11 protein-coding genes, 1 tRNA gene and 1 pseudogene are annotated in these 12,201 nt (G+C 50.3%); 3 read left to right on the forward strand and 10 right to left on the reverse strand.

What is annotated here, in order from left to right:
- Positions 1 to 13: 13 nt before the first annotated feature.
- Both ccmB and ccmA read right to left on the reverse strand, forming a co-directional pair.
- Positions 14 to 673, reverse strand: a complete 660-nt coding sequence (ccmB, locus tag ACVWZ0_RS15755) for a heme exporter protein CcmB (RefSeq protein WP_253461261.1) — start codon at positions 671 to 673, stop codon at positions 14 to 16.
- Positions 673 to 1,290, reverse strand: a complete 618-nt coding sequence (gene ccmA, locus ACVWZ0_RS15760; protein ID WP_253459658.1) for a cytochrome c biogenesis heme-transporting ATPase CcmA — start codon at positions 1,288 to 1,290, stop codon at positions 673 to 675. Before ccmA ends, ccmB begins: the two co-directional genes overlap by 1 nt.
- 241 nt (positions 1,291 to 1,531) lie before the next feature.
- Between ccmA and ACVWZ0_RS15765 the strand changes: the two genes are divergently transcribed.
- The 3 genes from ACVWZ0_RS15765 to ACVWZ0_RS15775 all read left to right on the forward strand — a co-directional run bounded on the left by ACVWZ0_RS15765 (position 1,532) and on the right by ACVWZ0_RS15775 (position 4,712).
- A complete protein-coding gene (locus ACVWZ0_RS15765; RefSeq protein ID WP_253459656.1) occupies positions 1,532 to 2,443 on the forward strand; it encodes a formate/nitrite transporter family protein in 912 nt (303 codons plus the stop codon).
- An 810-nt stretch (positions 2,444 to 3,253) separates the two neighbouring features.
- Complete coding sequence (locus ACVWZ0_RS15770) at positions 3,254 to 4,429, forward strand: glycosyltransferase family 9 protein (protein ID WP_253459654.1); 1,176 nt, start codon at positions 3,254 to 3,256, stop codon at positions 4,427 to 4,429.
- Positions 4,430 to 4,637: 208 nt separating this feature from the next.
- Positions 4,638 to 4,712, forward strand: a tRNA-Arg gene (locus tag ACVWZ0_RS15775).
- A 369-nt stretch (positions 4,713 to 5,081) separates the two neighbouring features.
- On the opposite strand, the gene ACVWZ0_RS15780 is transcribed toward ACVWZ0_RS15775, so the two are convergent.
- From ACVWZ0_RS15780 to ACVWZ0_RS15815, 8 genes and pseudogenes are all read right to left on the reverse strand, one after another.
- Positions 5,082 to 5,477: a hypothetical protein gene (locus ACVWZ0_RS15780; RefSeq protein ID WP_253459652.1), complete on the reverse strand. Its 396-nt coding sequence runs from the start codon at positions 5,475 to 5,477 to the stop codon at positions 5,082 to 5,084.
- Complete coding sequence (locus ACVWZ0_RS15785; protein WP_253459650.1) at positions 5,456 to 6,781, reverse strand: phosphatase PAP2/dual specificity phosphatase family protein; 1,326 nt, start codon at positions 6,779 to 6,781, stop codon at positions 5,456 to 5,458. Before ACVWZ0_RS15785 ends, ACVWZ0_RS15780 begins: the two co-directional genes overlap by 22 nt.
- Entirely contained in the window at positions 6,774 to 8,537 is a 1,764-nt protein-coding gene (locus ACVWZ0_RS15790) for a bifunctional alpha/beta hydrolase/class I SAM-dependent methyltransferase (RefSeq protein ID WP_253459647.1), read from the reverse strand. Before ACVWZ0_RS15790 ends, ACVWZ0_RS15785 begins: the two co-directional genes overlap by 8 nt.
- Positions 8,534 to 9,166, reverse strand: a complete 633-nt coding sequence (locus ACVWZ0_RS15795) for a lysophospholipid acyltransferase family protein (protein WP_253459645.1) — start codon at positions 9,164 to 9,166, stop codon at positions 8,534 to 8,536. Before ACVWZ0_RS15795 ends, ACVWZ0_RS15790 begins: the two co-directional genes overlap by 4 nt.
- Before the next feature lie 9 nt (positions 9,167 to 9,175).
- Entirely contained in the window at positions 9,176 to 10,105 is a 930-nt protein-coding gene (locus ACVWZ0_RS15800; protein ID WP_253459642.1) for a phosphatidate cytidylyltransferase, read from the reverse strand.
- On the reverse strand, positions 10,098 to 10,700 hold the full coding sequence (locus ACVWZ0_RS15805; protein ID WP_253461259.1) for a CDP-alcohol phosphatidyltransferase family protein: 603 nt from the start codon (positions 10,698 to 10,700) through the stop codon (positions 10,098 to 10,100). The genes ACVWZ0_RS15800 and ACVWZ0_RS15805 overlap by 8 nt, the downstream gene beginning before the upstream one ends.
- Positions 10,701 to 10,942: 242 nt before the next feature.
- The gene (locus ACVWZ0_RS15810) at positions 10,943 to 11,629 is read right to left on the reverse strand and encodes a YidX family protein (RefSeq protein WP_253459639.1); all 687 of its coding nucleotides are present in this window, start codon (positions 11,627 to 11,629) and stop codon (positions 10,943 to 10,945) included.
- 363 nt (positions 11,630 to 11,992) lie between these two features.
- A pseudogene (locus ACVWZ0_RS15815) lies at positions 11,993 to 12,190 on the reverse strand (type VI secretion system baseplate subunit TssE); the annotation flags it as partial.
- Positions 12,191 to 12,201 lie beyond the last annotated feature (11 nt).

Consider the following 12,201-nt stretch of genomic DNA (forward strand, 5'->3'; position numbering starts at 1 on the left):
CTGTCTGTTATTGTTAGTGTACGCTAACCCGCAGTGCCGCAGCCGTAGCGAAAGGCGCCAGTGTTGCGCTGGCGACCAGCATCGCGCCGAGGATGGCCAGCTGGCCGTTTATCGCCAGGCCCATTCCCGCAGCGTCAATGGCCGCCGAGGCGAAAATCAGTACCGGCACCGCCAGCGGCAGCACCAGCAGGCTCAGTAAAACGCCGCCGCGTCGCAGCCCGACCGTTAATCCTACGCCTATCGCGCCCAGGAAACTTAACGTCGGGGTGCCCAACAGCAGAGAAAGCGCCATCGCACGCCAGGTGGCGAAATCCAGCGACAGCAGCAGCGCCACCAGCGGCGAAAGCAGCAGCAGCGGCAGGCCGGTCACCAGCCAGTGCGCGATCACTTTCCCCAATACCGTTATCGGCAGCGGCGTCGGCAACAGCAGCAGCTGTTCCAGCGAACCATCGATAAAATCATCGCGAAACAGCCTTTCCAGCGCCAGCAGCGAAGAGAGCAGCGCCGCGACCCAGACAATGCCCGGCGCGATACGCGCTAATAGCTGCGGTTCGGGACCAATCCCCAGCGGAAACAGCGTAATAACGATCAGGAAAAACCACAGCGGATTAACCACTTCCGCGCCGCTACGAAAAGCCACGCGCAGCTCCCGCATAATAATGCGTCCGATCATCATCCCGCCTCCGTGACGGAAAGCCGAATTTTGCGCACGCGCTGCGCCGATCCCGGCAGCTCCTGATGGGTGGTCAGGATCACTGAACCGCCATTATCGGCATGACGGGCAAACAGCGCCATCAGCTTTGTCACGCCTGATTTATCTATAGCGGTCAGCGGCTCATCAAGGATCCACAGCGGGGAACGGCTCAGCCAGAGCCTGGCCAGCGCAACGCGACGCTGCTGTCCCGCGGAAAGCTGCGCGACAGGCACCTCTTCATATCCCGCCAGGTCGACCTCTTCCAGCGCCTGCCACAGTTTTTCTTCCGGCTCCAGCGCATGAAAAAATTGCAGATTTTCCCGTGCGGTCAGCACCGCTTTCACGCCGGGCTGATGCCCCAGATAGAGTAACGCGCGGTGCCAGACTTCTCGCTGTTTGCGCACAGGCTGCTGCTGCCAAAGCACCTCGCCCTGCTCAGCCCGGCTTAAGCCCGCCAGAATGCGCAGCAGCGAGGTTTTTCCCGCGCCGTTGGCGCCTTCTATTTGAACGATATCGCCTGCGGAAACGGTAAAACTGAGTTCGCTGAACAGCATACGTTCATCACGAACGCAGGTCAGATTGTGGGCCTGGAGCATCAGGTGGCATCGCGCTTGTTAATAGTGCGTGAAATAGTACCACAGCTGATAATGGTATCGCAGCCTGCGCGGTATCACTGGATGCTTAAGTTGCCGCTATTATGCCCTGTGCAGGCCGCTTAATGCCGAAAAATGCCGCCTCGTTAAATCCTTGTTACGTTTATTCTGAAACGCAGTTACATTTCAGCAACGCTAAAACCCGCTACGCTTAGGCAGAGTGTCGATTACGGGAGCAGGAAGAATGAAAGAAGATAATGTGGAAGTCGAGAGTGAAGAACGTGAAGGAGAAGAGATAGAGGTGGATGAGGAAGCGCTGCCCTCGCGTGCGGCGGCTATCCATGAGGAGATACGCCAGGACGGCGAGAAAGAGCTGGAGCGCGACGGACTGGCGCTGCTGTTTTCGGCTATCGCTGCGGGGCTTTCTATGGGCGCCTCGCTGATGGCGAAAGGGATTTTTCAGGCGCATCTTGACGGCGTGCCCGGCGCTTTTCTGTTGGAAAATCTTGGCTACACCTTTGGTTTTATCATTGTCATTATGGCGCGCCAGCAGCTGTTTACAGAGAACACCGTGACCGCCGTACTGCCGGTTATGCACAAACCAACCGGCGGCAATCTGGTCCTGCTGCTGAGGCTGTGGGCCGTAGTGCTGTTCGGCAATTTGATCGGAACGGCGCTGGCTTCGCTGGCCTTTACCCATATGCCGATCTTTGACGATGCCACGCGGCAGGCTTTTGTGGCTATCAGCCAGAAAGTGATGGAAAACACGCCGGGCGAGATGTTCGCCAATGCGGTGATCTCCGGCTGGATTATCGCCACGATGGTCTGGATGTTTCCTTCCGCCGGCAACGCGAAAATTTGGATAATTGTGCTGATGACCTGGCTGGTGGCGCTGGGCGACCTGGCGCATATCGTGGTGGGTTCGGTAGAAGTCCTTTATCTGGTCTTTAACGGTCTTATCAGCTGGCAGGAATTTTTATGGCCTTTTGCTCTTCCTACGCTGGCCGGCAATATTATCGGCGGCACCTTTATTTTTGCACTGATTAGCCACGCGCAGATCCGCAACGATATGAGCACCCGCGCTAAAGCGGAGGCGAAAGCGAAAGCCGAAGCGAAGAAAAAGCGTGATAAGAAAGAGAAGGCTGAAGAGGGTTAACCGGCTGGCGGCAAGCCGCTAAAGTTATCGCTAAGCGGCAGTCGTCTCATAGGGGGCGCTGCCGTTATCGGCGGGCAGTTCAGAAAAAGCATCCAGCTATGGGGCGGCTTTAGCTGAACAGCGCAAAAGTGTGCATATAGAAATTGCTGGCGAAAGCGACATAGGCCAGCCAGACCAGCATGATAAGACCGAGCGACAGTTTCAGGGACATAGCGACCTCTTTTATGAGCTAAACAAACGAGTAACCTTGCTTGAATTCGCTTTACATTAGTCCTCTGTCAGATCGCAGTTCTTGATCCAGCGCAACTATCTTCCACTAATCGGCTAACGGCTTCTTTGCTCAACCTTGTTCAGATCAACGTTAATCACTCAGCGGCCAGCTTAATCAGCTACTCAGCTACTCAGCTACTCAGCTACTCAGCTACTCAGCTACTCAGCTACTCAGCTACTCAGCTACTCAGCTACTCAGCTACTCAGCTACAAAAATATTATCAAAACTGAAACTTTTATATATTTTATTATAAATAATAAAGCCAAAATTCACATTTAAAATAAATCAAAAATAAAAATAAAAACAAACCACCTTAATAATTAATAAAAAGCATTGCAAATACCGGCAGCAGAATTCCCTCTTCCTTGCGGCACTGCTATTATCTGTTACTATAACCTTCCGCAAAGCCATCATCACAATAAAGTAAAATACATGTTTTTAATTTGTTTTATTTCTTCATGGTTAATGGTTGGTTTTATTTTATCGCATTATTTTCTCACGGATGAAAAACCCGAGGCGTATAAGGAGTGCCCCTACGAATGAGCCTGTCTCTGTCAGAACTGCCTGGCGCGTTAAAAAGACTTAATCGGCAAAGGAATCGTTACCTTCACGAGCAAAAAAGGAGAATTCGGCTGGTGCTGTCAGCCATGCTTCTGCGTAGTGCCAACAAGCATGAAAAAATCCCTCAGGCGCCGCAGCGCGTGGTTTTTCCTTTTGTTAACCTTGGGATTGGCGATGCGGTATGCCATACCGGATTATGGCGAAAATTAAAGGATTTGGGCTACAGAGTACAAATCATTGCCGAGACCAGAAGTGAGGTATTTTTTAAAGGGCTGGACTGTGTCGATGACGTGTTTATTGTCGATATCAATCATATTGACCGGCTGGAGAAAATCGATAGCGATATCGTTATCAGCATGTACTCCTGGATGCAGCGCAAGGAGCTTCTGGAGATAAAACTGCTGTCGCGGATTAATTATAGCTATGCCATCAGCATCGGTGGCTGGTTGAAGCGTCCTTATCATATCACGCTGGATTTACCCGATAACTTTCATATTACCGATCCGCAAAAACAGCTGCTGGCAGCGCTGGGACATCCGTGTAATACACTGCGCTATTGGCTAAACCCCTCGTCTTTTAGCGATGCGTTTATCAAAGACTGCCTGCAGAAATATGCTAAAAAAACCCTGATTGTGCTGAGCCCTTTCGCCAGCGTGAGCGAAAGAACCATGACGCGACAGCAAATCTTCGATCTTATTGCAAAGCTGCAGCATAGTGTGGATTGCAACATTTTTATTACGGGTGAGAAGCACCAGCTGGCGACGCTTGATCATACCTCAGCCAATGTTTTTATCTGCGCCTTCGATTCCTTGTGGCATACCATCTCGTTGGTCAATAAGGCCGATCTCGTTATCTCGGTGGAAACAGCTATTGTCCATGTCGCCTGCGCGCTAAATAAAAAACTCGTCAGTATATTTTATTCTACCAATATAAATTATAACGATGCGTTACAGAGCAATACTATCTTCAAGCCCATTGGAGAAAACGTACGGCAAATAATCGTTAACAGAACCACTCTTCCTTTCGATACGGATAAAGTTCTCCAGGCGTCTTTAGCTACGCTGGCCGCCGCCGATCGTCTCGCTGTTGATCCTGCTGGCTCTGGTAACTGTTCATCTGAACCGCTTGAGCCTGCCACCGTGGCGGACTCGTGACTTTTGCTTAAAACCCAGGCGAAATGGAACGTATTTCCGGTGCATTATTTGCCATTCGCCTGTTTAAACGCCAATGCGTTCAATTTGCCACCATATGATGCAAAGACCGGTACAGGGGAAAACGTGTTGAGAAATGAAGGCCTTGAGGCGCAGCCACACTTACGGTAACATACGCAACTGGATGAACGCCCCCGTTTATCCTGCCGCTGTCTCCTTAGTTAAATGGATATAACGAGCCCCTCCTAAGGGCTAGTTGCAGGTTCGATTCCTGCAGGGGACACCATGTACACATCTCGTGTTATGTACCGAATTTAATAAAACCCCTTGTAATCAGTGAGAAACCCTCTATTTTGGCTATGCGACGTCAACTGATGTCTACCCACTTCAATGTGAATCAATAAGCGCCTGGGGCCTAAGTGAGAGCTTGTCCTGTTCAATGGTTCCAAAATGCCCTTAAAGTTACCAGCACCTTTGAATCAATAGCCTGTATCCCCGCTGGGGCAGCGATGTATTAAATCAGCCTGTTGCTGAAAGGCTCTTTATCCTACCCCCTTTTAAAAACAACGGCTTACAGGGGATTTTCATGATGTAATACCTTAAAAATTAACGTTAAAAGCATACGGGGATTCAAAGTCATTTGAGTCCTGACTACTCAACCTGAAATCTTGTAAATGATCATGCACGATGAAAAAAGCCACAGCATCAACAATGAAAAAATAGCTTTATAAAATAAAATCTTAGCCCCGTACCAACGCTCAACCAGAGAGCGAGTGCTCCCCTTTCTTTTTGCCCACAAATGCGCAATCCCGTTATCAAACTCAATGAGGTCGTTTTCACTCTCAATGAGCTGAAAAAATCGTTCATCCAGCCATAGACGCCAGCAGTAGTAATGAGTCAGCAAAAAGAGTCCCATCAGCAACACGCAATCGGCTGAAAACAAAAGGTTAAAAATCAGTGCTAACGGCGGCAGCGTCAGAGCAGCGAAATAGCGCCAGCTCGACAGATGAATTTGCATGATTTTTCTGGTCATGGTGATACCTGATGACATTGCAGCTCCCTGCTGAATCTTTCCAGAACCTGGATATGAGCGGGCGTCAGTACCACCTGAGGGCGCCGGGATTTGATTAGCGCCACAGCCTGCGTTACAGACCTGGCATGCCCTTCACTCAGCAACCAGGCCGCAACAACGGTTGCGCTGCGGGATAAGCCTAAGGCGCAGCACACAAGGACACTTTTATGTCCTTGCCGCAACCGGCGGAGCCTGGCGACGGCCTGCCGGATACTCTGAATTTCCGGTGCAACTAAATCCATCATCGGATAAGCTTCCCAGCACTTTGTCCTGCAACTGATTTTATGAAATTCAGCCGTCAGGTCGAGGACAGCGGCCTGCGCCACGGTATTGTCCGGGAACCGGCCCAATGCCATGCCGTCATAAATAACGTTGCTCAGGGCTATTCGTCGGGAAAACCATTTTTTTGAAAGCCATGCCCCGGCTAAATAGGGAAACAACAGCCAGCGGGCAGAGAGGCTTAACTCGCCGTTTTTGTCTTTCTGGAACACCGACACGCCGAGTCCGGCATAGCCCGCTGCCACCACCAATAATGCCACAGCAGGCCACAGCAAAATGAAGCCCTGTGAGCGCCATAATGCCGCCAGTAAAAACACCATCCCACCAGCACAGTATTTCATGACGAGCAGCAAGGCGTGAGCAGACGGGCGCCGCCATCGCCAACGGCCTTCAACCGGAATGACATAGCTAATCATCACCCCGACAACAAACCCGCTAATTACATCAATGACATGGTGCTGCCAGGTGGTGATTACAGACGCAGCTATCAGTAAAAACCACGCACCAGAAAGCAGCCCTGCGCCTTTTCCCAGATGCTGACGAAAACGCAGCCATAGCAGCCATGTCAGGATGATATGCAGCGATGGAGCCTGGTTATAAGGCAAATCAAATTGTTCGAGCTGTTGAAACAGCCAGCCAAACATCCCCTGCGTTTCCGGGCGAATAAAGGTGTATCTCAGCGGGAACAGAAGAAAGCCTAAGCAGGCAATTAGCGATGCGGCAAGCAGCCGCCAGCCATGGCGAGTCAGTTCCTGCTTTGATGTACAGATAAACAGCGAAATACCATACAGCAGGTCTATGCTCCAGTAAGGCACAATGGTCCACGGCATAAACGGGATGGCATGTTCCCAACCCAAGACCACACTCCCCACATCATGACGCGTGGCCGTGAACTGATTCACCTGCCCATAGCTAAAGAAAAAAAGCGGTCCCAACAGCACCAGCCAGCACAGCCCCTGTTTCCAGAGGCTGCATTTGTTCTGCATTAGCGGCGACTCAACCATGCTGCTTTCTCACGGCCAGTGAGACGGTGAAAATACCAAATTCATCAATCGCCTGATGACATTTCTCGAAGCCCGCCTGTTCCACCAGCGTATCCATTTCTTTTTGACTACGCACACGCATCATCCACGGAATGCCGTTCTGATGGCTGGTTAAGGTATAAGCGATGGTTTTTAACTGCGGGTGCCAGGGCTGCCCGGTGTAGACCAGTACGCCGCCAGGTGGTATTGCTGCAGCCAGCCCGGCGAGTGAGGCTTTAATCAAGGCGTTATCCGGGAAGAGTTCGTACAGCCCGGAAACGATCCCCAGTGTCGGCGCGGGATCAAGCGTGGCAAGAGAGTCATAGTCAAAGGCATTACCCTTTTTGAACTGAGCGAGGTGGCTCAACCTGCGCCCTTCAATCAAGGCCTGCCCTTTTTCAACGTTCAGGTCGCTATAATCGCGCAGTAGAATGCTTTCGATATCCTGATGTTTTTCCAGTGCGTCGAGCACATAGCGCCCGTGCCCAGCCGCGATATCCACCACACGTACCGGCATATCACTCTCTTTCAGCCTTGTGACCGCCTGCTCTATGACCTGCTGGATATTGACTTTTCGTACCCGGATCCCCTGCCAGCCGATACTGTTGAGGTAGTGCCGGTCAATCATGCGCCCCAGAATACCTTTGCCTTCCGCATAGTTACGGTACACATAATCCAGCGTACTGCCGGAATCAAAGCCCGTTTCATAGCCTAGCCGCATACCTTTTGAAAGTCTGCCGATCGTTTTCATGCCATAGTTCAATGAGGAATAGAACATGCCCTCCAGCGAGTGTGCTTTGGGCGGTGCCTGCAGCTCACGGTACGCGTCGGCGCTCGGGCTCCACTGGTCTTCATGGCTGTAATCGAAGGTGTAAGGCTGAACCGCGTAGAGTTTGTCGATAAAGGTTTTCATTTTATCGAAGGCCAGGGCGCGATCTTTTTCGCCCAGCGTATCGTGATAGAAGCCAGGCAAAATATGCTGCTCTTTGATAACGCTGCGCAAACCGGCGTAGAACTGTTTTTGCGGCTTCGCATGCACAACAAAATCATCGCCAGAGATAAGCAACTGAGTCGGCAGTGTAATGGCGGCAGAGTCGGAAACAATGCGCTCAGCCGTTTTGTAGAGATCGAGAAGAATATTCACCGCGATTGCCCGCGTGATGAGTTTATCCTGCTCAAAACTGGCGACACGCTCCGGATCGTGGCTGAGGAATTTCCCTTTCACGTAGGAGTTAACGTAGAACAGACCTCGGAGCCGCTGCATCAACCCAAGGCCCGTACGAGCGAACGGCACATACAGTTTGACCTTAAAAGCCGGAGAAGCCAGCACCATTCCCCGAATTTTCGGCGCATAGTCGTGAACCCAGGTGGATACCAGAACTGCTCCCACGCTCTGCGCAATCACTACGATATCCTCAAGGCTGACCTGCGCGTCCTTCGCCACAAAACTTACAAACTCATCCACGTCCAGAACGGAGCGGGCCAGGCCTGGACTGTAACCACGATCGCCCGGAGACTGACCGTGACCGCGAGCATCCCAGGCGTAAAAATGCGTATCGGGCATGACCAGCTCATCGACAATGTGCTGCAGCCGTCCGGAGTGTTCATGTCCACGGTGAAACAGCACAATCACTTTTTTACCGTTACCTTTCATTGCTGGCCAATGGCGAAAATAGAGCGACTCTCCATCGCTGGTTACGAATGTATTTTCCTGAAATAAACGTGCTTCCTGACTCATGGGACTTTCCTTGTCGCCTGCTGTTGTAATGTGACGAAACGAGTGAATAACGATTGTTTAAACGTGACTTTAGACGCGTCGTAAAAAAGCGGTTCGTCAATGAAGATGTCGATAAAAAACGGGACGGGGATTTTCTGCCCTTTGCCCATCGAACGGTCCAGGCCGTGCATGTAAACGGGGATAATCGGCACCTCCGGACACTGCTGGCTTAAATGCCAGATGCCGGATTTGATCTCTGAGAATTTCCCCGGCTCGCCGCGCGTGCCTTCAGGGAAAATAATCACAATTTTCTTTGCTGCCAGCGCATCAATACAGGCCTGTAGCGGATTTGCCTGATGGGCTCCGCGATAAACAGGAATGATGCCTATGACCTTCAGGGCAAACCAGCCAACCACTTTGTTTCGCAGGAAATAATCTGCCGCCGCCACGGGCTGCACGTTCACCAGCGTTGAAAGTGGAAACAGCGTGAAAAGCGTCAACACATCCAGATGGCTGTTGTGGTTCGCCACGATAATTGCCGGGCCTTCCACAGGCAGCTTTTTTCGACCAGACACGCGAACGCCCAGCCAAATCCAGACTACGGGGTACGCGATGCACAGGGTAAAGATCCAGCGCAGTAAACGGTTCATCTGCGCCCCTTATACGTAGAAGTAGTAATAGAAGTGGAAGAACAGCGGCGCGGTGTAAATCAGCGAATCCAGGCGGTCAAGAATACCCCCGTGCCCCGGCAGGAGTTTCCCGGAGTCTTTCACGCCAAAATCACGCTTGATGGCCGACATCACCACATCGCCACAGAACCCGCCCAGACCGATAATCACTCCAGCCCCTGACGAATGGAGCCAGTTCATTGGTGTGAGCTGCGGACCCAAAATGGCAGCCAGCAGCGTAGTGGTCAGCACGCCCCCCAGCAATCCGGCCAGCGTTTTATTCGGGCTGACCTTCGGCGTGACCTTGATTTTACCCAGCGATTTCCCCCACAGGTATTGCGCTATGTCGTTAAGCTCGGTGGTCGCCACCAAAAATATCACCAGTAATGCGCCAGCTTTAGTATCCACGCCTGGCAACATCATCAGGAAAGCTACATGGCTTAAAGCAAAGACCGTAGTCATCATGCCCCAGTGCATGACGGATGCAGAGTGCACGAATCCTTTCGTATCGCCTACCAGCACCATGCGGGCGGGCAGGAATAAAAAGACGTAAATCGGAATAAAGATAATAAACATGCCATACCATGACATGCCCACCCAGATATATTGCAGCGGGATCGCGGCATACATCCACAGCAACGGCACGCTGTCGGAGCGGCGGGTAGGTGCCAGCGTTAAATATTCCTTCAGTGACAGGAAGCTGAGAAAACCGAAGAAGGCGAGCGCCAGCCCTTTGGGTGAAAGCATCGCCAGCGAAAATAAGCCAACAATAACCCACCAGCTATTGATACGTTGCTGAAGCTCAAGCCAGTCGCGCTGCGGGCAGCATTTTTTTAAGACGCAGAGGATAACAGTCGCCAGCAATAAAATGCTGAAGAACCCGCCGAGGCAGTAATACAATGTGTACAGAGAATCAGGCATTTTTGACCACCAGCACGCTATGGCAACGATTGATCGAGGTCCAGGCCAGAAGCACTGCCGAGGCACTAAAGACGATATTGGTCACGATGCTGTACTGCGGCCAAAGCGCGATAAACAAACCTAAAGCCCCCAAAACAAAGGCACGGTCGCTTTTACCCATCGGACCACGATAATTTCGGCTACCCGTCAGCGTCTGGGCGATGATGCCGCAGAACTCCGTCAACCACGACAGCAACACCACCAGCACAACCAGCCACGGTGATACCCCGGTTAAAAATGCAAATGTCAGATAAAGCGCTGCATCAGCTATGATATCCCCGACCTCATTAAGAATGGCTCCGAGCTGACTCTTCTGATTAAACTCTCGCGCCAGCATGCCATCTATCGCATTCAGTGCCATACGAATAAACAGAAAGATAGGTAGTAAAATGTAAAGGCGGGGGTCGGGAAATAGCATCAGCCCTGCGCCAGGTATTACCGAGAAGACTGCCGCACTGACGGTCACCTGATTGGCCGTTACGCCCCGGACAAATAGCACGCGGACTAAAGGCCGTAATAAATCCTGAAATTTTGGTTTAATATCGTAAAGAGTCATATTGTAATTTGATAGTCCATTTATCAGAAAAAATTCACCATCTGGCATTTTAATGTTTACTGCCAATGATAAAATATAGTGAAAACACCGCATACTTTAAATATGGTAGCTATGGCGTCAGATGTCATCACCATCAATTTAATGGCGCGCAGGTATACCTGCACATTCCCTCATTAATCCTCCTTGACAGTTCTTTCATTACTCAAACCGCTGAACTCTCCCACAAAAATAATGGATAACTATTAATGCAGTAGAATAATGCCGTAGACAGATAAAACAGCGACACCGCCAAGAAGGTACAGTGGAGACAGCACAACGTCCGTTGCCACTGCAGCCGGATAGAGAAGTCGTTTCGCGGAGAGAGTATTGCGGGTATAGAATTTCACCTTAATCGGATGATCAAAACGGAATACATCAGCAGGAACATGCGCTTTTTGATGTATGGTTCCCTGCAGACCAGAGAGTTTGATTTCGCACTCACCAGCACCTTTATTATTACCGGTGCAATACCACTCTGATAGTTTGAGGATATTTAAGATTAGCATTTTCTCAGACTGATCCCGATAGCTATATTTCAGGGTAACCTCCCCGCTGAACTGATTTTTTTCTTTATTCAGCGTGAATGTACCATCTTCAGATACCCTGACTCTGGCCTTATCAATTTTACCAGACACCAGTGTACGCAAAAAATCACTCGCGCCTGAGGTAAGTGCATAATCAAAATTATTGCCAATAAAAACCCAGCTATAATTTTCCTTTCCCGATTCGGTGATGGTTGCTGCAGTGAGCACATCATTGTTATACAACGCCCAGCCATTTTCATGGTGTTTTATGTCATTTTTCAGGTTTTTTGTTGCACAACCCGATAAAGCCATTACGGTCAGTACTAACAAAAGAACATTATCCATTTTTCTTGCAAAATTATTCAAAATCATTCCTTTTATAAACAGTATTAATATCTCAGAACTATCGATTGACGCCGATAACCCCTTATCCGGGCTTGATCGCCATATAAAAGAGGAGCGCATATTGGCTGTCAGGTTTTCGCATTTCCGGATCCGTGATTTATTTCGTTATTTCGGGTTTTTTTCGTCAGCTGTTGACTGTTTCGCCAGGTAAATACGCAATGACTAACAGGCAAAAAAATAACGATTACTCATTCCGGTTCCGCTATGCAAGGAGCGCTAAAATCAACCAAGCCTGACTCTTACTGACAAATGAAGCCGCAGCGGGCTGTCTGGCCTGCAATTTTTTGAGAAACTGTGATTTTACTGACATAGTGTTATCTTGCCTTACATACGAGTTGTCGTGTCGAGATACTGCTGTTGCTTAAGATGTCGCAGAAGAACCCGTCCTTCTGGTGCAAACTCTGTTGCATAGCGCACAAGGCCAATACTCTTGAGCTCGACATCAATGGCATAGCGCAGCTCGCCGGGGACGTTCTACGCCAGCAGGACAACAGTTATTTTTTTCAGGCGTGGCTCGTATTTGGCACGCGGGT

The sequence above is a fragment of the Erwinia sp. TECH1 genome, from assembly GCF_054057575.1.

Excerpts from the sequence above, each read along its gene's own strand:
- ccmB (WP_253461261.1), bottom strand. The coding sequence starts at position 673 with ATGATCGGACGCATTATTATGCGGGAGCTGCGCGTGGCTTTTCGTAGC.
- ccmA (WP_253459658.1), bottom strand. The coding sequence starts at position 1,290 with ATGCTCCAGGCCCACAATCTGACCTGCGTTCGTGATGAACGTATGCTG.
- ACVWZ0_RS15765 (WP_253459656.1), top strand. The coding sequence starts at position 1,532 with ATGAAAGAAGATAATGTGGAAGTCGAGAGTGAAGAACGTGAAGGAGAA.
- ACVWZ0_RS15770 (WP_253459654.1), top strand. The coding sequence starts at position 3,254 with ATGAGCCTGTCTCTGTCAGAACTGCCTGGCGCGTTAAAAAGACTTAAT.
- ACVWZ0_RS15780 (WP_253459652.1), bottom strand. The coding sequence starts at position 5,477 with ATGTCATCAGGTATCACCATGACCAGAAAAATCATGCAAATTCATCTG.
- ACVWZ0_RS15785 (WP_253459650.1), bottom strand. The coding sequence starts at position 6,781 with ATGGTTGAGTCGCCGCTAATGCAGAACAAATGCAGCCTCTGGAAACAG.
- ACVWZ0_RS15790 (WP_253459647.1), bottom strand. The coding sequence starts at position 8,537 with ATGAGTCAGGAAGCACGTTTATTTCAGGAAAATACATTCGTAACCAGC.
- ACVWZ0_RS15795 (WP_253459645.1), bottom strand. The coding sequence starts at position 9,166 with ATGAACCGTTTACTGCGCTGGATCTTTACCCTGTGCATCGCGTACCCC.
- ACVWZ0_RS15800 (WP_253459642.1), bottom strand. The coding sequence starts at position 10,105 with ATGCCTGATTCTCTGTACACATTGTATTACTGCCTCGGCGGGTTCTTC.
- ACVWZ0_RS15805 (WP_253461259.1), bottom strand. The coding sequence starts at position 10,700 with ATGACTCTTTACGATATTAAACCAAAATTTCAGGATTTATTACGGCCT.